Below are 21,167 nucleotides of genomic sequence, written 5' to 3' on the forward strand. Positions count from 1 at the left end.
CGGGGGAATGGTTTCGTATGTCAGCGGTTATAGGCGGGCATGGGGCCGCGGAGCCCGGCGCCGACGGCGTCGCACGCGGCGGAGACGTCTTCCGGCAGCGGGCCCTTGGCCACGGCGGAGATATTGGCCTGCAGTTGCTCCACCTTCGATCCGCCGAGCAGCATGGAGCCGACGCCGTTGCGATATGCGAGCCAGCGCAGGGACAGCTCCGCCAGGCTGATGCCAAGTTCCTGCGCAATGAGGGACAGTTCGTTGATGGCCTCGAAGAGCTGCTTGTCCCAGTACCGCTGGGTGTACATGGCGGCCAACTTGGAGTCGCCGAACCGGCCTTCGGAGGGCTTGGCGTCGAAGCTGTGCTTGCCGGTCAGCAGCCCGCCGCCCAAGGGGTTGTAGACCATGGTGTGAACATCGTGGGTGGCGGCGAATTCGAGGTATTCCTCCTCGACGCGGCGGGCCACGAGGTTGTAGAGCTGTTGCGCGACCACCGGACGCGGTGCGCCCACTTCGCCGGCCACGTGGATGACGTCGGCGATCTGCCAGGCGGCGAAGTTGGACACGCCCAGGGCGCCGATTTTGCCCTCGGCGGCGAGCTCGGCCACGGTGCCCAGGGTTTCCTGCAGCGGGGTGGCCCGGTCCGGCTGGTGCAGGTAGAACAGGTCGATGCTGTCCACGCCGAGCCGGCGGAGGCTGCCCTCCACGCTGTTGCGCAACCCTTCCTTGGACAGCGGGGCGTGCTGGCCGTGGTCCGGATGCGGCATGCCCGCTTTGGAGGCGAGGACGACGTCGGCCCGGCGGTCCTTCAGGAGGCGGGACAGCATCTCCTCGGTGGCTCCGCCGACGTAGGCGTTGGCGGTGTCGATGGTGGTGATGCCGGCGGCGAGCGCCTCGTCCACCATCCGCCCCGCGGTGGCTTCATCGGCGGTGTCACCGAACGTCATGGTGCCCAGGACGAGCCTGGAGATGGGTAGCTTCAGGCCGTCTACTGGCGTACCTTCGGACTGGATGCTCATTGGTTGATTCCTCGCGGTTGCATTGACGGAGTTGAGTTGACGGGGGGATCGCTGGCGGTTGGATGAACGGCGTGCTCAGGCGGTCTTCAGCGCCAGCGAGGACACCAGGTGCCGCGGCTTCAGCCCGCTCATGGTGGACGGGTCCAGGGCGGCACGGCGGAGCCTGCGGGTGTAGTCCTCCTTCGGCGCGGTCAGCACCTGCGCCGTCGTTCCGTGCTCCACGAGCTTGCCGCGCTGCATGACCATCACGGTATCGCTGATCTCCTGCACCACGCCGAGGTTGTGCGAAATGAAGACGTAGGTGATGCCGGTTTCCTCCTGGATGGATTTGAGCAGGCGCAGCACCTGGGCCTGCACGGAGACGTCGAGCGCACTCGTGGCCTCATCGCAGACCAGCAGTTCGGGCTTGGACGCCAGCGCCCGGGCAATCCCGATCCGCTGCCGCTGACCGCCCGAGAACTCAGACGGGTGCTTTTCCAGGGAATTGGCCGGCAGGCCCACCTGATCGATCAGCTGGGCGGCCGCCTTGTGCCGCTCGGCCCGCGACCGGACACCCTGGAGCTTCAGCGGTTCGGCCACGATTTCCTGGGCTGTGAGGTGCGGGTCGAGGGAACCGTAAGGGTCCTGGAAGACCATCTGGAATTTGGAGCGCAGGGGCCGGAGCTGGGCTTCGCTCAGCCGCGCCAGGTCCGTGCCGTCCAGTTCGATCCGGCCACTGCTGGGGGTCACCAGGCGCATGAGCGCCTTGGCGATGGTGGACTTCCCGCAACCGGATTCTCCGACGACGGCGATCGTCTTGCCTTTCTCGACCGAGAAGGAGACATCGTCCACGGCCCGGAAGGTTCCCTTCGAGACGTGGTAGTCCACCACGAGGTTTTCGACGGACAGGAACGGCTTAGTCATTGCTGGCTCCAGTGCTGGTCAGGGCGGTGGCCTCCGGCGATTCGTCCCACGGGCCCAGGACGGGCACGGCGGCGAGCAGTTTTTGGGTGTACTCCGTGGCTGGGTTCTCCACGATCTGCTGGACCTCGCCGGACTCGACAAACGCGCCGTCCTTCATGACGTGGATCCGGTCCGAGATGAGCCGGGCCACCCCGAGGTCGTGCGTGATCATCAGGATGCCGATGCCGCGCTGTTCCTGCAGTTCGAGCAGCAGGTCCAGTATGCCGGCCTGGACGGTGACGTCCAGGGCGGAGGTGGGCTCATCGGCCACCAGCAGCTGCGGTTCGCTGGCGAGCGCGATGGCGATCAGGACGCGCTGGAGCATGCCGCCGGAGAGCTGGTGCGGGTATTTCTTCAGCTGCGCATCCGGGGTGGGGATGTGGACCTGTTCCAGCAGCCGGATGGCGCGGGCATGGACGGCGCCCGGGTCTTTGGAGGCGGCTCCCGCGATCCGAATGGCCTCGGAGAGCTGGTTGCCGATCGAATGCACGGGGCTCAGGGCCGTCATGGGGTCCTGCGGGATCAGCGCGAGCGTCCTGCCCCGGACCTTATCTATGGCCTTGGGGTCGGCGATCACGTCCACGCCGTCGATCCGGACCGTTCCCGAGAGTACTGCGAGGTCATCCGGCAGGAGCCTGAGGATGCCCATCGCCGTCGTCGACTTACCGGAACCGGACTCACCGATGATCGTGACCGTCTCGCCCCGGTGGATCGAGAAGCTGACGCAATCCACTGCGCGGACAATGCCGGCGTCGGTGATCAGTTCCACCTGGAAGTCGCGGACCTCCAAAAGCGGCTGTTCAACGTGTTCGTTGACAGGCAGTGCGTTCATCTCAAGCACCCTTCTTCTTGCGGCGGGGACGGTCGCGGAGGCCGTCGCCCAGCAGGTTCACGCCCACCACCATGACCGCGATTACCAGGCCGGGCACCGTCACCAGCCACCAGGCGGTGGTGAGGTAGTCCTGGCCGTCGGAGATGATGCGCCCCCACGTGGCGAACGGCCGCTGCGGGCCGGCACCGAGGAAGGCGAGGGCGCTCTCCAGCAGCACGGCCTGGGCCAGGAGGAGCAGCACCACCAGCGTGGCCTGCTTGATGACGTTCGGGATGATGTGCTGGATCAGGATCTGGACGCGGTGCAGGCCCAAGATCCGGGCGGCCGAGACGTAGGGCTTTTCGCGTTCCACGAGCACCATGGACCGGGTCAGGCGCGCCACCTCGGGCCATTGGGCGATGGCGATGACGAACGTGATGACCGGAATGGACGCCCCGAACAGGGCCACCACCAGGAGCAGCATCATCAGCAGCGGGAGGGACATCTGCGCCTCGATCAGGCGGGAGACCACGCTGTCCAGCTTGCCGCCGAAGTAACCGGCGGCCGCGCCGAAGATGATGCCGATGGTGCCGGACACCACCACGGCCAGGACGCCGATGGTCAGCGAAACCTGCCCGCCGTGCAGGATCCGGGAAAGCAGGTCGCGGCCCAGCTGGTCGGTACCGAACAGATGTCCCTCGGACAGCGGGGGAAGCAGGCGCTGGGCAAGGTCCTGGTGGCTGGGGTCAGGTAGCGGCAGGAATGCGGCCAGCACGATGGGAACGACCACCAGCAGCGTGCAGATGACGCCGGTGCGGATCTTGAACTTGGCGCCGGCCCGACGGCGGGTGGCGCCGGCCTTGGCGATCAGCTCCTTGGTGACGGCGCTGGGGGAGGACTTTTTGGCCGGAGGCTCGGCGGGGAGGTCCGAGGGTCCTCCTGCAGGGGGCAATGCGGTGTCGCTGAGGCTCATGCGGTGGCCGCCTTTCCAAGACGAATGCGGGGATCAAGCAGGGGGTAGGCGAGGTCGATGAGCAGCTGGACTCCAACCGCCAGCACTGCTGTGACCAGGACGGTGGCAACGATCAGCGGGTAGTCGCGGGTTTCCAGCGCCCGGACAATCAGGGAGCCGACGCCGGGCCACGCGAACACCACTTCCACCACCACCACGCCGTTGAGCATGGCCGCGAAGCGGGTGCCGAGGGCGGTGAAGACCGGGATGGCGGAGTTACCCATGGCGTAGCGCCACGTCAGCAGGGAATTCCGGACGCCGCGGGAACGGGCCACCGTCAGGTAGGGCGCGGCGAAATTCGTGGTCATTTCCCGCCGGACCATCCGCGAGATCAGGGCAATCTGCAGGATGGCGATGGTGACGGTCGGCAGGACCAGCGCGCTCCAGGTGGCGAAGCCGGAGGCCGGGAAAATCGGGATGAGCACTGCGAAGAAGGTGAGCAGCATGATGCCGGTCCAGAAGTCCGGCATGGACTGCCCGGCGATGGTCAGGACGTTGACGCCGAATTCCTTCTTGGTATCCGGCCTGCGGGACATCCAGACGCCCAGCGGGATGGCGACCACCGCGGTGAGCAGGATCGAGGCGGTGGCCAAGGTCAGCGTGTACGGCAGCCGTTCCAGCACCACCTGAATGGCCGGGGCCTGGAAGGAGTACGAGGTGCCGAGGTTGCCGGTGAACAGCTGCTGCAGGAAGATCCAGTACTGCTGGATCAGGGGCAGGTCCAGGCCGAACTGCGTCCGGACCTTGGCGAGCTCTTCGGTGGTGGCCAGCGGTCCCGCGTAGGCCACGGCAGGGTCGCCCGGGGCGAGCCGGACCAGGACGAACACGGTGGAGACCGTGAGGAACACGGTCAGCAGGCCCTGCCCGAGCCTCTTGAGGATGTACTTGGTCATGGTTCAGGCCTCCAGCCGGACGTCAGCAAGCGGGTAGGAGTTGGTGGGCGCCAGCGAGAGGCCGCCCACCCGCTCCCGGTGGGCCAGCACGGACTTGGGCACGAACGCCCAGGCGCACGGCCAGGTCTCCCAGATGGCCTGCTGGGCAACGTCCATCAGCTGCTGCCGGCGGACGGGATCGACTTCGGAGGCGGCGGCCTGGATCTTGGCCTGCACAGCGGGCACCACATACCCCTGGTAGGTGTCGCGGGTCTTTTCCTTCTCCGCGGTACCGGCGTACATGCCCTGCATCATGGTGATGGCCAGGCCGGTGGGGCTGCTGAAGCCGTTGCCCAGCAGGTCCCAGTCGCCTTCCTTGCCCTGGCGCCAGGCCAGGATGTTGCCGCCGGGTTCGAACTGCTGGAGCTGGGCCTTGACGCCGATGTTGCCGAACATCTCCACGAGGGCCTCCATCACGGAGGTGTCGGACGCGAACTCGCCGGTTTCCCAGATGATCTTCAGGGTCAGGTCGTTGACGCCGAGCTCCTTGAGCTTGGCCTTGGCCTTCTCCGGATCGTAGATGTAGGTGCCGGTCTTGGCGAAGCCGGTCAGGCTGGACGGGGTGACGCCCTCGGCCTGGCTGACGGAGTTCACCAGCACGTCCTTGACCAGCGCTTCGCCGTTGATGGCCCAACTGAGCGCCTCACGGACCCGGGCATCGGCCAACGGGTGCCCGGCCGGCTTGCGGAAGTTGTAGAAGATCTGGTTCAGGCGCAGGCTGGATGCCTCTTTAAGGACGACGCCGGGAAGTCCGGCCAGCTGTTCGCGCGAGTCGGGCGTGATGGAGTCGATGACATCCACCTCGCCGCTGCGCAGCGCAATGACGCGGCTGGATTCCTCCGGGAGGAACCTGACCTCGACGTTGTCCACCTTGGGGGCCGGGCCCCAGTAGTTCTCGTTCCGCTTGAGGCTGTAAGTGCCGGCGCCGCGGTTGAACTTGGTCACGACGTAGGGGCCGGTGCCCACGCCGTCCTGCAGCTCCTGGGGCTTGTTCTTGGCCGCGGGGCTGATCAGGATCATGCTCATGAGCGAATCCAGGATGGGGATGGGCTTCTTGGATTCCATCCGGAACGTCCGGTCATCCACGGGCACCACGGTGGGGAATTCGGGGAAGAAGCCGGCCACGAAGGAGCCCTGGACCTGCTGGTACATCTTCAGTGCCGTGGCGACGTCCTCGATCTTCAGGGGCGTGCCGTCGGAGTATTTGATGCCTTCGCGGAGGCGGACCGTCCACGTGGTGGGCGAGGTCATCACGAAGCTTTCGGCCAGGACCAGCACTGGTTTGGTCTCGGGGCCGATGGCGGTGAGGCCCTGGCGTACGGCGCGCTGGACCGTGACGGCGGCGTCGAACTGGTTAAGTTTGTTGTCCAGGCTGACCAGGGACCGGTTGAGCGCCAGCGTCAGGGTGCTGGGGCCCGGCAGGCCGGTGGGGCCGGCACATCCGGCGACGGTGCCTGTGCCCAGGAGAAGTCCGGCCAGTCCGCCGAATTGCAGCAGGCGGCGCCGGGAAATCTCACTTCCTTGAGGAAGAACGGTCATCGTTGACCTCTCGGTAGAACGGGGAACGGCTGGGGACCGGATGGCCTGCGCCGTGTTACATGGATCACCTTGCCACGAATGCGCGTTATGCGCAATAGTCATAGCGCGATTCGCGCAGTTGTGTCATGATGAGGACATCGAGAGCTTGATGAAGAGCTCGATGACCAGCTTCATTACTTGCCCGCTGGCCAGTTCAAATGCCAGTTGAATCGCCAATTCAAGTGCCAGCTCAATCCAAGGGAGGAGGGGACATGGCAACAGTGCTCGTACAGGCCGATGACTTTTCCGGCGCCGCTGAAGTAGGGGAGTGCTTTGCCCGGCAGGGGTTCGACACGCGGATCCTGCTCGAACCAGCTTCCGCGACTTCCGACGTGGTCGTCGTTGACACCCATTCCAGGTCATCCTCCACGGAGGAAGCGGCGGCCGCCGTGGCACGCGTCTTTGGAAGCCGGGAGGCGGCGCGTACACCCGTGCTGTTCAAGAAGATCGATTCGCTGTGGCGCGGCAACGTGGGCGCTGAAGTGGCGGCCCTGACGGACCTCGGCTGCCACGTGCTGGTTGCCGGTGCCCTCCCGCAGCTGGGGCGGACCGTGGTGGACGGACGTCCCTACGCCGACGGCGTGCCGCTGGCCGACACCGGACTCTGGCACGCGGAATCGGCGTCGCCGCCTTCCCGCGTGGCAGACGTCCTGGCTCAAAGCTCCGCACAGGCGCTGGATCTAACCGCGGTGCGCTCGCCGGACCTGGCCGAACGGCTCCGCCAGTTGTTCTCAGGCGATGACGCCGTGACCGTGGTGGCCGACGGCGAGACTGAGGCAGACCTGGAAGCCGTGGTCGATGCCCTGACGCAGTTGGAGTATTCCGCCGGCGGCCGGGGGATTGTCCTGGTGGGCACTGGCGGCATCGCTGCCGTGCTCGCGCAGACTTTACGACCAGGAGCGCGCGCTGGGGCGAGCAGAGGAATCCAGTTCCCTGCGCGAAACGCGCAGGCTGGCCCTGGGGACTCAAGTACCTCTACTTCTACCGGAAGCTCTGGCGCCCGGCCGGTGCTCGCCGTCGTCGGCTCAGCGTCCGGGGCCGCACGCAGGCAACTGCGGGAGCTTCAGGCCGGAGGCTTTACGCTCGTCGGGCTGAGCCCGGAGGAACTGCGGCAGCCCGGGACGGCCCGGAAGATCCAAACGGTCCGGGAGGCTCTGGCCGTTGGCGAACCCTTGGCCCTGACGGTCGTCGCCGAGCAAGTGGATCCCCGCGAAGCCGGCTCGATCGTCCGTAGCCTGGGCCAAATCGTTTCCGGCGTCCTGGACCCTCATCTTTCGGGCGCACAGTCGCCGGGCGCCGCCTTCGACGTCGTCCTGCCCGATCTAATCCTGACCGGCGGCGAGACCGCCCGCGAGGTGCTGGAGCGCCTCGGCATCCGGGCGCTGGAACCGCTCGGCGCCGAACAGCACGGTGCCGTGGTCAGTCTCGCCGACGACGGCCGGCTGGTGGGCACCAAACCCGGCAGCTTCGGCGACGACCACGCCCTCCTTCAGCTCTACCACTCAATCCAAAGCCGCCGGACCAGCGAACCTGCCGGCACTGCATCCCAAAAACCACTCGACCCTTCCGCAATATCTGGAGAAACCATGAATTCAGTCTTGAATGCCACCGAGTTGAATGCCACCAAACCCGACACTCGCCCCGTCATCGCCGTCACCATGGGCGACGGCGCCGGCGTCGGCCCCGAAGTCACGGTGGGCGCGCTGCTGGCCGAAAACGCCTACCGGGACTGCCGCCCCGTCGTCATCGGGGACGTGTACCGGCTGGAACTTGGTGCGAAGGCACTCGGAGTCCAGGCCGACATCGTGGAGATCCAGGACGTGGCCGACGCCGTGTTCGAACCGGGCCGCATCAACGTGATTGACCCGAAACTGCTCTCGCACGACCTGCCCTGGGGTATTGAATCCGCCGAGGCCGGCAACGCCGCGTACCACTACATCCGGATCGCCTGCGAGCTCGGAATGAAGGGGGACGTGCAGGGGATCTGCACCGCGCCGCTGAACAAGGCCGCACTGCACAAGGCCGGCCACATCTACCCGGGCCACACGGAGCTGCTGGCGCACTTCATGGGGATCGAGGAAGTGTCCATGATGCTCTCCACACCCAAGGTCAAGGTCATCCATGTGACCACGCACATCGGCCTGATCGATGCGATCAACAAGATCGAGCCCGGCCTGGTGGAACGCACCGTCCGGCGCGGGCACAGCGCCATGCAGCGCGCCGGCATCGCCAACCCGAAGATCGGCGTCTGCGCCATCAACCCGCACGCGGGAGAGAACGGCCTGTTCGGCTACGGCGAGGAAGCGGAGAAGATCACCCCGGCCATCGAGAAGCTGCAGGCCGACGGCATCGACGCCCGCGGCCCGCTCCCAGCGGACACCGCGTTCTTCCTGGCCGGCCGGGGCGACTTCGACCTGATTGTCGCGATGTACCACGACCAGGGACACGGCCCGGTGAAGGTCCTGGGCATCGAGGCCGGCGTCAACATCACCGTGGGCCTGCCCGTGATCCGCACCTCCGTGGACCACGGCACGGCGTTCGACATCGCCGGCAAGGGCATCGTGGATGTGCGCAGCATGATCGAGGCCCTGCGCCAAGCCGCGGAGATGTCGCCGAGCCCGGTGCTGCAGAAGTAGCGCTATGGGCGTCTCTCGCGAAGGGGCCGAGACCTAGTCTGATGACCCAGTCTGGCGACCGGTGAAGGACGAAGATGCCGCCGTATGCGGGCTGGTCCGATCGCTTCCGGTCGCTGCCGGTGTATTCGCTCAGCACGGCGTGAATGCGCGTGATGAGGTCCTCAGCGTCTGCCTCGGAGAGGTGCAGGACGAAGCGTGGGAGGCTGGCGAGGGCGTCCGGTCCTGCTTCCGTCAGCTCTTCCCGAAACACCTCGATCGGTGTCAGCGGCCCGTCCGGGCCAGCTTCACGTAGTGCGGTGTCCAGATTCCAGGACCGTCCGGTGGAACGATACGACTTCTCTAGCGCACCACTTTCTCCCGTCCGGACCTCGGCGGGTTCAAGGAATCCCGTGGAGAGCAGTTGCCGCACGTGATAGAGCATCGTCCCCGAATCCTGGCCCGGTGGGCCTGCAGGTCATGTTCGGGATCATGGGAGGGCTGACCCTCGCCCTACTCGAGATGATGCCCATCCTCACGGATAAGGCAATTGCAGCGGCCGACGTTGAATCCTAAGTTGCCCTGGCAAGCGGCGAGTCGGCTGTGCGAGTACCCCAGCAGCGCTCTGACGCTGGCGATCGGTGCCGTAGCCAGAGAGCCTAGCCAGTCAGATGACTTCGGAGCGCGGTCAGTATGTCAGCCAACTGGCCGGCCAGGTTGTCGGCATCGCGAACACTCTGCTCCGTGTACGAGCCTCGGCTGCCCAGCAAGTTCAGGCATCCAAGGAAAGTGCCGTCCTTGGCCACCACGGCATTCACCGCGGCCTCCAACTGCAGCGCCCCCAACGTGTCCTGATGTTCGAAGGCGTCGGAATTGATGGCATGCTCATCTTCCGCCAGAAAGGATTCCAACTGTCCCACACACCGCCGTGTCCATTCTGCTCCCAACGCACTCGAGACTCCGCCCACCGGGTAGATCTCGGGCATGTTGGAGTAGACGCGTACGAGATCCTGCATGGCAGGGCGCCACAACGAGACGGTGATAAGCCGCCCACCAACCAGGTGGAATGCCGCGTTCGCCACGGACTCCATGGCCAGAACCGCCTGCCGGGGAATGATGAACTCCATGATGACCTCCGAGACAGGTCCCAAGCCGGTGGATTGAGGGCGCTGCGTGGACGCAGGCGTCTGTTCCGGAGTCACGGGACGGGCCTCAGTTCACTCATTTGGGATGCCGGGGGAGTTGCCCGGGAAAGAAGCACGACGCCCGTGAGTGCCGCGGCCCCACCCACCAGAGATGCGACGGTGGGCACTTCCCCGAGCAAGACCCAGCCCAGAAGCAAGGAAAGCACCGGGACCACATAGAGCAGTGCGCCTCCTTCCGCAACGCTCGTGCGGGCCAAGGAGATGTTCCAGAAGGCGTAGGCAACGGCGGTGCATACCCCGGCCAGGACCAGGAGCGCGGTCCAGAACATCGGGGTGAACTCGTTGGGATCAGCCGTGAATGTCGCGGTGGGCAGGGTTGCCACACCGCCGGTGACGCTGCCCCAGAACACCACCTCAACCGGGGGGATTCGTTTGAACAGCGGCTGCTGGACAATGAGGAAGACCGACAGAACCAAAGCGGCGGTCACGATGTACATGGCGTCACCGTTGAAGCCGACGGCGCTGCTGTCCCCCAGCGTAATCACCGCGACGCCCAGCACGGCGGTCACGATGCCGATGTAGCCAAGTCCCGTGGTTCGTTCCCTTAGTACCAGGTAACTAAGCATGAAGGCGAAAACCGGAGATATGTTCAACAGCAGACTGGTGGTGCCAGCCGGCACGGTTGCTTGGCCGAGATTGAGCAAGAAGCCGTAGCCGGCGTAGCCAAGAAGCCCGGTGAGCAGCATGCGGGGGACGTCGGCGCGTGTCATGGCCAGCCGTTGCCGCCGAATCAGTAGGAACGTGCCCACTATGCCGGCGGACATCAGGAACCGAACCGGAGTCAGGTCCTGGGGCGAAAGTACCTTGAGAGCCTCCCGCGTGGCCACATAGGTAAATGCAGATGTAATGACCATCAACACGTCTGGTCTTCTGTACCAACCCGTCACTGCAGGCCTTTCGATCGGAATTGCCCTTTGTTTCCGGGCTGTTAATTTGTCGTCGAACTATTGCTCTCCCGAACGATTTATTCGTACAGTACATGAATTAGCTTGTTCACGAAAGCAAAAAGTAAAGGATTCAGGACGATGGATTCAAGGATCGAAGCATCCTCAGGGCAGCTTTCCCGGCGGACCCTCTTCGCCGGTTCGGCCCTTCTGTTGGCGCCCGCACTGCTCTCCGCGTGCGGGGTCAGTCCGTCGCCGTCGGCTGCCGGTACTGCGACCGGCACTGCCCGCCAGGGCGGGACTTTGCGCATCGCCCGGCCGCCTGCGTCAAAGGCCGAAACGCTGGACCCGGCCAGCTCCCTGTCCGCCTATGAATACCTGGGTGCCCTCTATAGCCGCCTGGTCAAGCTCTCGCCCACCGGGGAGATCGTCAAGGATCTGGCAGATTCCTGGAGCCTGTCGGCGGACGCGTTGAGCTGGACGTTTGTGCTGCGAAAGGGTGTGACCTGGCATGACGGCAAGCCGTTCAACGCCCAGGACGTTATCTACTCCATCCAGCACATCCTGGATCCGGCCACAAAATCGCCCCAAGCGGGGGTGCTGTCGCCCTTCGTCGACGGCAATTCCATCACAGCCCCGAACGCCAACACGGTGGTCTTTGCGCTCAAATCCCCGAACGCGGAATTTGCCAGCCTTCTGACCGGCTACAACTGCTACATCATTCCCGCCGGGTCCGCGGCGACGATCGGTGCCAGCGGCATCGGCACCGGTCCGTTCAAGCTGAAGAGCTTCACGGCTGCGGGTCCCGGCGCTATTTTGCGAAACGAGAACTACTTCGGCGACAAGCCCAAGCTGGACGGCATCGAGTTCTCCAGCATTGCTGACACTCAGGCGCGCGTAAACGCACTGCTGGCCGGACAAGTTGACCTCATCGCCCAGACCAACCTGGATTTCGCCACCGCCAAGACGGTTTCCGCGTCGTCCGTGGCCACTGTGTCCAGCGTCAAGAACGCGCAGTGGTACCCGGTTCCCATGCTGAACACCAGCGAGCAGTTCAAGGACGCTGACATCCGACGTGCCTTCGCCCATGCCTACAACCCGGACGAGGTTTTCAAGCTGGCTGTGCAGGGCAATGGAACCATCGCGCACAACAACCCGGTGCCGCCCACCGAGGCGTACTACCTCGACTACGGTCTGGGTTATGACCCGGAAAAGTCGAAGTCCCTGCTCAAGACGAAAGGCTTCGACAGCTTTGACGTGCCCGTCTACACGTCCAGCTACGACCCCGTGCTGTCCCCGCTCGCGCTGGCCCTGCAGAGCTCCATGAAGTCCGCCAATATCAACCTGACGGTAACCAACTCGCCCGCGGATTCCTACTTCACGGATGTCTGGATGAAGAAGCCGCTGATGACCACCTACTGGTACACAGGGCGGCCGATCGACCAGCTGCTCAACCAGATATTCCGCACCGGCTCCTCCTACAACGAGACGGCCTACTCCAACGCACTGTTCGACCAGACACTGGACGCGGCCCGTGCAACGGTCGACGCCGGCAAGCGCAAGACGCTCTACCAGGACGCGCAGAAGATCCTGGTCGATGACGGTGGCTCACTGACCCCGTTCTTCTCCGATCGGATCACCGGATTGAGCAAGAAGGTGGTCAACTACAGCGAGCACGGGTTCGAGTTCGACTACATCAACATCGGGCTGCGGGCCTGATGCTGACGTTTTTTACCAAGCGGGTAGGCTGGTCCGCCTTCACGGTTCTGCTGGCGACGGTGCTGGTCTTCAGCGCCATCCAGTCCTTGCCGGGAGACGCGGCCAGCCAGCTGCTGGGGCAGAACGCGACACCCGCGGCAGTTGCCACAATGCGCCAGCAACTGGGGCTCGACGAGCCCCCCGTCTCACGGTTCCTCAGCTGGCTGGGCAACGCGCTGCAGGGCAATTTCGGGAATTCCCTTGTCAGCGGCGGCAGCGTGGGGGCAGAAGTAGGTTCGGCGCTGGTGAATACCTCGATCCTGGCCGGGATAACCATCGTGATCGGCATCCTGCTTTCCCTGGTCTTGGGCCTGGTGGCCGGGCTGACCCGCGACCGCTGGCCTGACATCTCGATTTCCACGCTGGCGCTCGTAGGGATGAGCGTTCCGGAGTTTGTTGTGGCAACGGTGCTCGTTTTGCTGTTCTCCATCTACATTCCGATCTTTCCGGCCGTCGTGATTGCCGGCCAGAACGCCTCGCTGGCCGAGATCCTGCCCTCCGTGTGGCTACCCGCGGCGGCGCTGATCTGTGTCTTGGCGGCCTACATCATCCGCATGATGCGCACGTCGGTGATTGATGTAATGGACAGCGAGTTCGTCCGCACCGCCATTCTGAAGGGGAACTCCACGCCACGGATTGTGTTCAAGCACATCCTGCCGAGTGCGATGCTTCCTACGCTTAACGTAATTGCCATGAACGTCGCGTGGCTGGTGGGCGGGGTGGTGGTGGTGGAGAGCATCTTCAACTATCCGGGCATCGGCACCCTGATGATCCGTTCAGTCCAGACGCGCGATCTCCCCGCCATCCTGTTGATCACGGTGATGAGCGCACTGACCTACGTGGTATGCAATCTATTGGCCGACTTTGCCGCGTTCCTGCTTAATCCACGTCTGCGCTACCCGAGGAGCGCCAAATGAGTGCCATGACCACCACGGCAGCCCCAGCATCGGCCCCGCCCGGGAACATGTCACGGGTGGTCCGGTCCATCCTGAAGTCACGTTCTGCCAGTTTCGGTTTCGGGCTGGTGATTCTGAACATCCTGCTTGCGCTGTTCGCGCCGTTGCTGACTGCATACGATCCTGTAGCCACGGACGCGATGGGCGCGCTGCAGGAGAGTTCCGGCGCGCACCTGCTGGGCACGGACGCGCTCGGCAGAGACACTCTCACCCGAACGTTGTTCGGCGGCCAGTACGCTCTGGCCGTCAGCTTCGCGGCCACCGCACTGACAGTACTGCTGGGATCCGTCATCGCCGGCATCGCCGCCTACCGCGGCGGCATCGTGGACGACGTCATCACCCGGATACTGGACTCCGTGCTTGCCGTCCCGGCTATCTTGTCCATGCTGGTGGTGGTCACCATCTTCGGGACCGGTCCGTGGGTAATCATCCTGGCGGTAGTGGTGGTCTATACCGGCGGGGTGACACGCATCGTCCGGGCAACGGTCATGGATGTGCTCCCCAAGGATTACATCACCGCTGCCAAAGCCCGTGGCGAGGGAATGTTTTCCGTCCTGGCCCGCGAAGTGTTGCCGAATGTCTTGGACATCATCCTTGTGGAGTTCGCCATGCGCGCCTCCTGGGTGGTGCTGCTGATCAGCTCGCTATCCTTCCTCGGCTTCGGTGCCAGTCCTCCCACGCCTGACTGGGGCCTGATGGTGGCGGAAAACCGAAACCTGATGTCGGTCGTGCCACTGGCCACCCTGTCCCCGATCGTGGCCCTCGCCACCTTGATCGTCGGCCTAAACCTTGCAGCCGACGGGCTCGCCAAGAGCCTCGGTGTTGACCGTATGAAAGAAGTGTTGGGCTGATGACACCAGAGACCACAACCTCCAACAGCCGTCGCCGATCGGTGCAGGGCCTCGATGAGGACTTCGCCGATAGCGTGGTGCAGATCCAAAACCTGGGCATTTCCTACCGGACCGGCAACCGCGAGATTCCCGTCCTCAAGGACATCACCCTCAGGCTAGGCCGCGGCCGCGTCCTGGGCCTCGTGGGTGAATCCGGTTCGGGAAAGTCCACGCTCGCTGGTGCACTGCTGGGATCCCTGCGCGCCGGCTCCTTCGTTGCCACCGGGACCGCCAGCGTTTCCGGTCAGGACGTTTTCGCCCTCCGGCCGAAACAACTCCGCCAGTTCCGGATCCGCGAAGTGGCCATGGTCCCGCAAAACGCGGGCAGCGCCCTTACGCCGACCATGAAAATCCATGAGCAGATCGCAGAGGCGCTGCACTCACTCAAGGGGAACAAGGCCGCCCAGCGCCAGCGTGCCGAAGACCTGCTGCGGCTAGTACGCCTGCCCAATCCCAGCCAGGCCCTTGACCGCTACCCCCACCAATTTTCAGGCGGACAGCAGCAGAGGATCGGGATCGCCGTCGCGCTGGCAGCCGACCCCACCCTGCTGGTGCTCGACGAACCCACTACCGGATTGGACGTGGTGACGCAGGCCGCGATCCTAAACCTGCTTACGGAGTTGCAGGATTCGCTCGGCATGTCCATGGTGATAGTCAGCCACGACCTGGGTGTCATCGACAAAATGTGCACCGACGTTGCTGTCTTGCGGCGCGGCGAAATCGTGGAAGCTGGTGCCACCCGAGAGGTGCTGGAAAATCCCCGGCACGCCTATACCCGCGGGCTGTTGGCGAGCGTGCCGCGCATCGACGTCCCTGGCATACCGCCCAGCATGGACCATGCAGCTATCGATGCCGGCATCGACTCAGTCCAGGACCAAAACGTCTACCGACGGACGGCGCCGGGCATGTCACAACCCGTGCTGACTGTGGAGTCATTGAGCATCGACTACCGCCGCAAGCACGTTCCCGGCACCGGAGCCACCGTGAAGGATGTCAGTTTCATGGTCAACGCCGGCGAAGTAGTGGCTTTGGTGGGCGAATCCGGCTCCGGCAAGTCATCCATAGCCAATGCGATCGCCGGACTGCAGAAAACCGTTGGAGGCCGGATTGTCTTGGCGAATGGCGGCGAACTGGCCAAGACGGTGTCCGGCCGACCCAAGAACCTCAGGCAGGCCATACAGCTTATTTTTCAAAATGCTGATACTTCCCTGAATCCGCGCCACACCGTCCGGACCGCTGTCCAGCGGCCCATCAATCTGTTCGGCGTCAAGGACGCCAGCGTGCAGCAATCCCTGGCGGACGTGGACCTGCCCGCGGGCTTTGCGCAGCGCCTACCCGGCCAGCTCTCCGGCGGCCAACGCCAGCGGGTAGGCATCGCCCGGGCCGTGGCGGCAGCGCCTGCCCTAGTACTGGCGGATGAGGTGGTGTCCGCGCTTGACGTCTCGGTGCAGTCATCCATCCTCCGGCTGATGGATAATTTGAGCCGGGAAAAATCCCTCGGCTTTCTGTTCATTACCCACGACCTCGCTGTTGTGCGGGCTATCGCCGATCGCGTCGTGGTGCTGTACCTGGGCCGCGTGGTGGAGGAAGGGACGGTGGAGGAGATCTTCGGGTTTGTTTCCCACCCGTACACCAGACTGCTCCTGGACTCTGTCATTGAGCTCGGGGATAACCATGAGGCCAAGACCAAGGACATCCAAGACGAAATTCCGGCCGCCCCGCCCGAGCACGGGTGTCCCTTCGCCAGCCGCTGCCCCCTGGTCCGGGACGTTTGCCACACCGTCGCCCCGCCCACCATCGCAGTAAGTGCCGGCCACAATATTCAATGCCACGCAGACGTGGCCGAGCTCGCTGGCACATCAACTCCAGCCTTGGAAGGAAACCGGACGTGCTGATCCGCACAGACTTTCCCCACACCGTCAGTGTGATGGAGAACGTTGTCATCCCCCTCAAAGACGGCACCAAGCTGGCCGCGACTATCTGGCTGCCGGAAAACAGCGCTGCGGAGCCGGTACCGGCGCTGCTGGAATATCTGCCGTACCGCCGAGGAGACTGGACGGCGCCCCGCGATGCCCAGCGGCACCCGTGGTATGCCGGCCACGGCTACGCCTCAGTGCGCGTCGACATGCGTGGATGTGGTGACTCGGAAGGCGTGATGCTCGATGAATACCATGAGCAGGAACAGGCCGACGGCGTCGAGGTCATCGAGTGGTTGGCTGCCCAGCCGTGGTGCACCGGGAAAGTCGGAATGTTCGGCATCTCCTGGGGAGGCTTTAATTCACTGCAACTCGCTGCCGAGCAGCCCGAAGCACTGAAGGCGATTGTCACCGTTTGCTCCACCGACGACCGCTTTGCGGATGACGTTCATTACTTCGGCGGGGCTATGTTGGGCATCGACATGACCTCGTGGGCGGGCACCATGCTGGCCTTTCAGTGCCGGCCGCCGGCGCCGTGGCGGGTTGGGGAGAATTGGGAGATCATGTGGAAGGAGAGGCTGGAAGCCCTCCAGCCGTTCTCCGAAATCTGGATGGATCATCAGGAACGGGACGATTACTGGCGTCACGGGTCTGTTAATGAGGACTACTCCAAGATCACCGCTGCGGTGATGGCAGTCGGGGGCTGGGCGGATCCCTACCGGAATACTGTGTTCCGGTTGCTGGAAAACCTCGAGTCGCCCGTGCAGGGTCTCATTGGGCCGTGGTCCCACCAGTACCCCGACATCGCCCGCACTCCCGGGCCCACCATCGGTTTCCTGCAGGAAACGCTGCGCTGGTGGGATTACTGGCTCAAGGACATCGACACCAAGATCATGGATGAACCGGCACTGCGGGCCTATCACCAGGACTCGGTGCGACCGGCCACGAACTACCCGGAACGTGCCGGCTCCTGGCTGGGTCTGGAAGGCTGGCCCTCGACCGCCGTCGGACGCTCCACTTTCAACCTGGCTACCGACTTGCGCAGCCTTGCATTGGACCACCGCCAGCACGCGGTTGTGGACACCCCCCAGCACAACGGCGCGGACGCCGCCCGCTGGTTCCCGTTCGGCAACGCCTCGGACCTCCCGCCGGACCAGCGGGCTGAGGACGGGCGATCGGTGATCTTCGAAACCGGCGTTCTGGATGAGGACATCAATCTCTTCGGCTTTGCGCGCCTGGGATTGCGGGTTGCCGCCTCAACCGCGCGGGCGAATATTATTGCGCGGCTATGCGATGTCGCGCCCGACGGGTCGTCAACGCTCATTACCCGGGGAGCCATCAACCTCGCACATCGTTACGGGATGGACCGGGCGGACGACCTTACTCCCGGCGAATTTGTGGACGCGCATATCCAGTTCGTGGCCATGTCGTGGCAGATTCCGGCCGGGCACAAGGTGCGGCTCGCCCTGTCAACCACGTACTGGCCCTGGATCTGGCCGCACGGGGACCGGGGAGCTGTGACCATCGATGCTGCTGCCAGCGAGCTGACGCTGGATGCACTTGATCTGTCGGCCATCGGAACGGACGTCCGCTTTCAGGAGGCGGAACAGGCGCCAGCGCTGCCGATCCAACCCGGCCCCGCGCTTCCGGCCCGGCCTGAACGCGAAGTTCGATACGAGCCGCAGTCGGAAGGCTGGACTCTTACCGTGGATCCGAATTACGGCGGAAACCGGATCTATCCCGATGGGCTGCATTTCGGCGAGGACGCTTTGGAATCCTATTTCATTTCGGATAATGACCCCTTGAGCGCCAAGGCTGAATCACAGTGGAAGATCAGCCTGCGCAAGGATGACTGGGCTGTCCGGATCGAAACTCATGCCACGGTGACGGCCTCGGCTAAGCAATATCAACTTTGCAATACCGTCCGTGCCTTCAAGGGCGAAGAAGTATTCTTTGAAAAAACCTTTGAGAAAAACATTGACCGGACGTCCGCTTAAATTACGGGAGAGCGAGCACAACATGGCCTCGGCCGAACAGGATCACTCTGACCGTCCGCGCGCCAAGACGGCGGGGGAGCGTCAGCGCCACCCAACCGAGGTTCGCCGGCAATTGGTGGTGGACGCCGCCCGCGACCTAATAGCCGACAAAGGGCTGTTCAATGTGCTGATCCGGGATATCTCCAAGGCTTGCGGAGTTTCGCCCGGCACAATTTCCTATCATTTCAAAGGTCTCGACGAAGTGCTGATGGAAGTGGTGAAGGCGGAGACAGCCGATTTCTATGTTCCTTTGCAGCAAAGCGCTCAAGGATCCGGGGATCCGGGCAAGGAACTCCTGTATTTCCTTGAGGGAATGTTCGGGTCCGACGCCAACTCCCGTCGGCACTGGCTGATTTGGCTCGACTTCTGGTCCGCAGCAGCGCGTGACGAACAGTACGGCCAGTGGATGAACGATCACTACACGGCCTGGCGCGACGCCCTGCAGGATGTGACCGAGCGTGGGGTTCGCGCGGGGGCGTTTCGTTGCGCTGATCCCCGCCGGTTCGCGGTCGAGACGGCCGCCATGGTGGATGGGCTGGCAGTGCAGTGCTACTCCCGGGGATCTGTCATACCCGTGGACATGGCCCGCGAACTCCTGGTGAAGTTCGTCAAACGGGAGTTGCAAATCTCCTGACTTGAGGAGAGGGCGCTTTGGCCTCGTTTCCTCCCGGGGCTTCAGGTGCGGGTAGCTAGGACCCCCTGCAATTTCTCGAACGATTCGGTCCATCCGTTGCGGTGCAGTTCCAGCCGTTCCTCCGTCAGGAACGGCTGCCGCGAGAGCATCAGGTGCGTGCCTTTGCCGGAACTCCCGAGTGAGAGGTCGACGACGGTGTCCCGTTCGTCCGGCGTCGGTTCCTCCCAGCGGAATGTGTAAATTAGGCCCCGGGGGGATCGATCTCGAGGAACTCGCCGGAGAGGTGGAACGTTTCGCCGTCCGGTGGCGTCATGGCGAAGCGGTAGCGGCCGCCTTCCGTGAGGTTCAGTTCGGCTGCGGGATGACGAAGCCGTGCGGACCCCACCACTTCACCACTTCGGTCGACTCCGTCAGCATCCTGAAGACTTCTTCCGGGAGCGCGGCGAGCGTGCACTCCAGGTTCAGGGCCAGCCCGCCGGTTGCCCGGTTCCCGGTTTCCTCGTTCCCGCTTGCCTCATTCATCCTTCAACTCTGGCATCCCCCGGACACTCACGGAAGCGGACTCAGCTGGCCGCGCCAATCACGTTGCGAGCTGCAGCAGCTTGCCTTCCGTCACGGCCTGGCGGGACAGCTTGTCGAAAAGACTGACGACGGTCAGCAGAAAAGTCAAGGGTGGTTTCGCCGGAGACATCTCATCGACTGAGCGATCGCGGCGACGGACGGCCCGGACGGAACCGGCCCCCGCCTTCAAGGCGGGAGCTGGTTTCAGCGTACCCACGAGAGCCCAGAACGCGGGCCCCTGGAAATCAGTGAATCAGCCCTTGAACTCGTAGGTCTTGGGGAGCTTCAGGCCGCGCTGGTCCATGACGGTGCGCAGACGGGTGGGGTAGTCGGTGATGATGCCGTCCACGCCGAGGTCCATCAGCCGCGTCATGTCCGCCGTGGTGTTGACGGTCCAGGGGACGACGGGCAGGCCGAGCTCGTGGGCTTCCTTGATCATGGCCGCGGTGACGGAACTAAAGGCGGGCGAGATGACGTCGTAGCCCTGGGCAGCCGCGGCTTTGGCGAGCGAGCCGCCGTAGGTGTCGATGTCGACGCCGCCGAGGTTGGGGCTGGCGCCGGGCTTGCCGACCTCGAGCCAGGCGTCGCCGCTGGACAAGGCGACGAGCGGCAGCTGCGGGGCGATCTTCTTGGTCAGGTTCAGCGAGGACCAGTCGAACGACTGCACGGTGCTGCGCCCGGCCATGCCGGCGGTGTAGATCTCGGTGACCACGGCCTTGGTCAGGGCCACCATGCCCTCGCCGCCGGACTTCCCGTCCTCCACCTTCGTTTCGATGTTGAAGCGGACCTTCTTGGCGTCGGCGTCGCGGACCAGCTGGAAGACGTCCTTAAGCTCGGCGATCCGGTTGCCCTCGATGACGTCCTGCTCCGGGTATCCCTTGAGCTGGGTGAACCCGCAGTCCAGGGTCTTGATCTGCGCGAGCGACAGGTCGGCCACCCGGTCAGCGACATACGGGAAAGCGGCGTCGCCGGGAGTCACCGGCGCGGTGTCGCGGCACTTGTCCGCCTGGATGGTGTCGTCATGCCAGACGATCACCTTGCCGTCGGAGGTCAGGTGGGTGTCCAGTTCCAGAGTGGTCACGCCAAGCTTCAGCGAGTTGGCGAACGCGGCGAGGGATTCCTCGGTCCACTCGCCGCGGCCTCCGCGGTGCGCCTGCAGGTCAAAGGAGCCGTTGCTCTCGTTGGTCTTGATTGCCGTTGTTGAGGCGGCCGTTCCGGCAGCGTTCGATGACGGAGTGCCGGCTTCGGGGTTTGAAGCGGCGACGGCAGGGCTCGCCAGCGAGGCGATGAGCGCGGCAGCGGCCACGGCAGTCAGGGGTGTGCGCATGGTGATGGTTCCTCCCGGGTGACGTTACCGGCGTCGTGCCGGCGACCCGACCACCGTAGGGAGGTGAGATGGACTGTTGTGTGCGGGGAGCTGGACCTCGGGT

The 21,167-nt window shown here is 64.3% G+C and carries 17 protein-coding genes and 1 pseudogene; 7 read left to right on the top strand and 11 right to left on the bottom strand.

Annotated elements, in window-relative coordinates:
• Window positions 1–20: 20 nt before the first annotated feature.
• From ABH915_RS05660 to ABH915_RS05685, 6 genes are all read right to left on the bottom strand, one after another.
• A complete protein-coding gene (locus ABH915_RS05660) occupies window positions 21–1,010 on the bottom strand; it encodes an aldo/keto reductase (RefSeq protein WP_370118726.1) in 990 nt (329 codons plus the stop codon).
• A 75-nt stretch (window positions 1,011–1,085) separates the two neighbouring features.
• Window positions 1,086–1,913 carry an ABC transporter ATP-binding protein gene (locus ABH915_RS05665; protein WP_370118729.1) on the bottom strand — a complete coding sequence of 276 codons (828 nt, stop codon included), beginning with the start codon at window positions 1,911–1,913 and terminating at the stop codon, window positions 1,086–1,088.
• Entirely contained in the window at window positions 1,906–2,784 is an 879-nt protein-coding gene (locus ABH915_RS05670) for an ABC transporter ATP-binding protein (RefSeq protein ID WP_370118732.1), read from the bottom strand. Before ABH915_RS05670 ends, ABH915_RS05665 begins: the two co-directional genes overlap by 8 nt.
• A gap of 1 nt (window position 2,785) precedes the next feature.
• Window positions 2,786–3,736 (bottom strand): ABC transporter permease, encoded by a 951-nt coding sequence (locus ABH915_RS05675; RefSeq protein WP_370118735.1) that lies wholly within the window; start codon window positions 3,734–3,736, stop codon window positions 2,786–2,788.
• Window positions 3,733–4,668, bottom strand: a complete 936-nt coding sequence (locus tag ABH915_RS05680) for an ABC transporter permease (protein WP_370118737.1) — start codon at window positions 4,666–4,668, stop codon at window positions 3,733–3,735. Before ABH915_RS05680 ends, ABH915_RS05675 begins: the two co-directional genes overlap by 4 nt.
• A gap of 3 nt (window positions 4,669–4,671) precedes the next feature.
• A complete protein-coding gene (locus tag ABH915_RS05685; protein ID WP_370118740.1) occupies window positions 4,672–6,246 on the bottom strand; it encodes an ABC transporter substrate-binding protein in 1,575 nt (524 codons plus the stop codon).
• 251 nt (window positions 6,247–6,497) lie between these two features.
• Between ABH915_RS05685 and pdxA the strand changes: the two genes are divergently transcribed.
• Complete coding sequence (gene pdxA / locus ABH915_RS05690) at window positions 6,498–8,921, top strand: 4-hydroxythreonine-4-phosphate dehydrogenase PdxA (protein WP_370118743.1); 2,424 nt, start codon at window positions 6,498–6,500, stop codon at window positions 8,919–8,921.
• 635 nt (window positions 8,922–9,556) lie between these two features.
• On the opposite strand, the gene ABH915_RS05695 is transcribed toward pdxA, so the two are convergent.
• Entirely contained in the window at window positions 9,557–10,024 is a 468-nt protein-coding gene (locus ABH915_RS05695; protein ID WP_370118746.1) for a hypothetical protein, read from the bottom strand.
• 71 nt (window positions 10,025–10,095) lie between these two features.
• Window positions 10,096–10,956 (bottom strand): DMT family transporter, encoded by an 861-nt coding sequence (locus ABH915_RS05700; protein ID WP_370118749.1) that lies wholly within the window; start codon window positions 10,954–10,956, stop codon window positions 10,096–10,098.
• 171 nt (window positions 10,957–11,127) lie between these two features.
• Here ABH915_RS05700 and ABH915_RS05705 point away from each other — a divergent pair, with 171 nt between their 5' ends.
• From ABH915_RS05705 to ABH915_RS05730, 6 genes are read left to right on the top strand one after another with little or no spacing between them, the layout of a single operon-like run.
• Entirely contained in the window at window positions 11,128–12,705 is a 1,578-nt protein-coding gene (locus ABH915_RS05705; protein ID WP_370118751.1) for an ABC transporter substrate-binding protein, read from the top strand.
• Window positions 12,705–13,661, top strand: a complete 957-nt coding sequence (locus ABH915_RS05710) for an ABC transporter permease (protein WP_370118753.1) — start codon at window positions 12,705–12,707, stop codon at window positions 13,659–13,661. The genes ABH915_RS05705 and ABH915_RS05710 overlap by 1 nt, the downstream gene beginning before the upstream one ends.
• Window positions 13,658–14,551 (top strand): ABC transporter permease, encoded by an 894-nt coding sequence (locus ABH915_RS05715; protein ID WP_370118756.1) that lies wholly within the window; start codon window positions 13,658–13,660, stop codon window positions 14,549–14,551. The genes ABH915_RS05710 and ABH915_RS05715 overlap by 4 nt, the downstream gene beginning before the upstream one ends.
• Window positions 14,551–16,485, top strand: coding sequence for a dipeptide ABC transporter ATP-binding protein (locus ABH915_RS05720; protein WP_370118759.1), 1,935 nt, complete (start codon window positions 14,551–14,553; stop codon window positions 16,483–16,485). Before ABH915_RS05715 ends, ABH915_RS05720 begins: the two co-directional genes overlap by 1 nt.
• The gene (locus ABH915_RS05725; protein WP_370118761.1) at window positions 16,479–18,503 is read left to right on the top strand and encodes a CocE/NonD family hydrolase; all 2,025 of its coding nucleotides are present in this window, start codon (window positions 16,479–16,481) and stop codon (window positions 18,501–18,503) included. Before ABH915_RS05720 ends, ABH915_RS05725 begins: the two co-directional genes overlap by 7 nt.
• A complete protein-coding gene (locus ABH915_RS05730; RefSeq protein ID WP_370118763.1) occupies window positions 18,460–19,176 on the top strand; it encodes a TetR/AcrR family transcriptional regulator in 717 nt (238 codons plus the stop codon). The genes ABH915_RS05725 and ABH915_RS05730 overlap by 44 nt, the downstream gene beginning before the upstream one ends.
• 41 nt (window positions 19,177–19,217) lie before the next feature.
• Here the strand turns inward: ABH915_RS05730 and ABH915_RS05735 are convergent.
• The 3 genes and pseudogenes from ABH915_RS05735 to ABH915_RS05745 form a co-directional block, all read right to left on the bottom strand.
• A pseudogene (locus ABH915_RS05735) lies at window positions 19,218–19,489 on the bottom strand (SRPBCC domain-containing protein).
• Between the two features lie 32 nt (window positions 19,490–19,521).
• Window positions 19,522–19,698, bottom strand: a complete 177-nt coding sequence (locus ABH915_RS05740; RefSeq protein ID WP_370118766.1) for an SRPBCC domain-containing protein — start codon at window positions 19,696–19,698, stop codon at window positions 19,522–19,524.
• Window positions 19,699–19,990: 292 nt separating this feature from the next.
• On the bottom strand, window positions 19,991–21,064 hold the full coding sequence (locus tag ABH915_RS05745; protein ID WP_370118769.1) for a glycerophosphodiester phosphodiesterase family protein: 1,074 nt from the start codon (window positions 21,062–21,064) through the stop codon (window positions 19,991–19,993).
• Window positions 21,065–21,167 lie beyond the last annotated feature (103 nt).

The organism is Arthrobacter sp. MW3 TE3886, from assembly GCF_041262145.1.
GTDB lineage: Bacteria > Actinomycetota > Actinomycetes > Actinomycetales > Micrococcaceae > Arthrobacter.

Coding starts and splice junctions, on each gene's coding strand:
- pdxA (WP_370118743.1), top strand. CDS start 6,498: ATGGCAACAGTGCTCGTACAGGCCGATGACTTTTCCGGCGCCGCTGAA.
- ABH915_RS05675 (WP_370118735.1), bottom strand. CDS start 3,736: ATGAGCCTCAGCGACACCGCATTGCCCCCTGCAGGAGGACCCTCGGAC.
- ABH915_RS05680 (WP_370118737.1), bottom strand. CDS start 4,668: ATGACCAAGTACATCCTCAAGAGGCTCGGGCAGGGCCTGCTGACCGTG.
- ABH915_RS05740 (WP_370118766.1), bottom strand. CDS start 19,698: ATGAATGAGGCAAGCGGGAACGAGGAAACCGGGAACCGGGCAACCGGC.
- ABH915_RS05710 (WP_370118753.1), top strand. CDS start 12,705: ATGCTGACGTTTTTTACCAAGCGGGTAGGCTGGTCCGCCTTCACGGTT.
- ABH915_RS05700 (WP_370118749.1), bottom strand. CDS start 10,956: ATGGTCATTACATCTGCATTTACCTATGTGGCCACGCGGGAGGCTCTC.
- ABH915_RS05745 (WP_370118769.1), bottom strand. CDS start 21,064: ATGCGCACACCCCTGACTGCCGTGGCCGCTGCCGCGCTCATCGCCTCG.
- ABH915_RS05695 (WP_370118746.1), bottom strand. CDS start 10,024: ATGGAGTTCATCATTCCCCGGCAGGCGGTTCTGGCCATGGAGTCCGTG.
- ABH915_RS05660 (WP_370118726.1), bottom strand. CDS start 1,010: ATGAGCATCCAGTCCGAAGGTACGCCAGTAGACGGCCTGAAGCTACCC.
- ABH915_RS05670 (WP_370118732.1), bottom strand. CDS start 2,784: ATGAACGCACTGCCTGTCAACGAACACGTTGAACAGCCGCTTTTGGAG.
- ABH915_RS05720 (WP_370118759.1), top strand. CDS start 14,551: ATGACACCAGAGACCACAACCTCCAACAGCCGTCGCCGATCGGTGCAG.
- ABH915_RS05665 (WP_370118729.1), bottom strand. CDS start 1,913: ATGACTAAGCCGTTCCTGTCCGTCGAAAACCTCGTGGTGGACTACCAC.
- ABH915_RS05715 (WP_370118756.1), top strand. CDS start 13,658: ATGAGTGCCATGACCACCACGGCAGCCCCAGCATCGGCCCCGCCCGGG.
- ABH915_RS05705 (WP_370118751.1), top strand. CDS start 11,128: ATGGATTCAAGGATCGAAGCATCCTCAGGGCAGCTTTCCCGGCGGACC.
- ABH915_RS05685 (WP_370118740.1), bottom strand. CDS start 6,246: ATGACCGTTCTTCCTCAAGGAAGTGAGATTTCCCGGCGCCGCCTGCTG.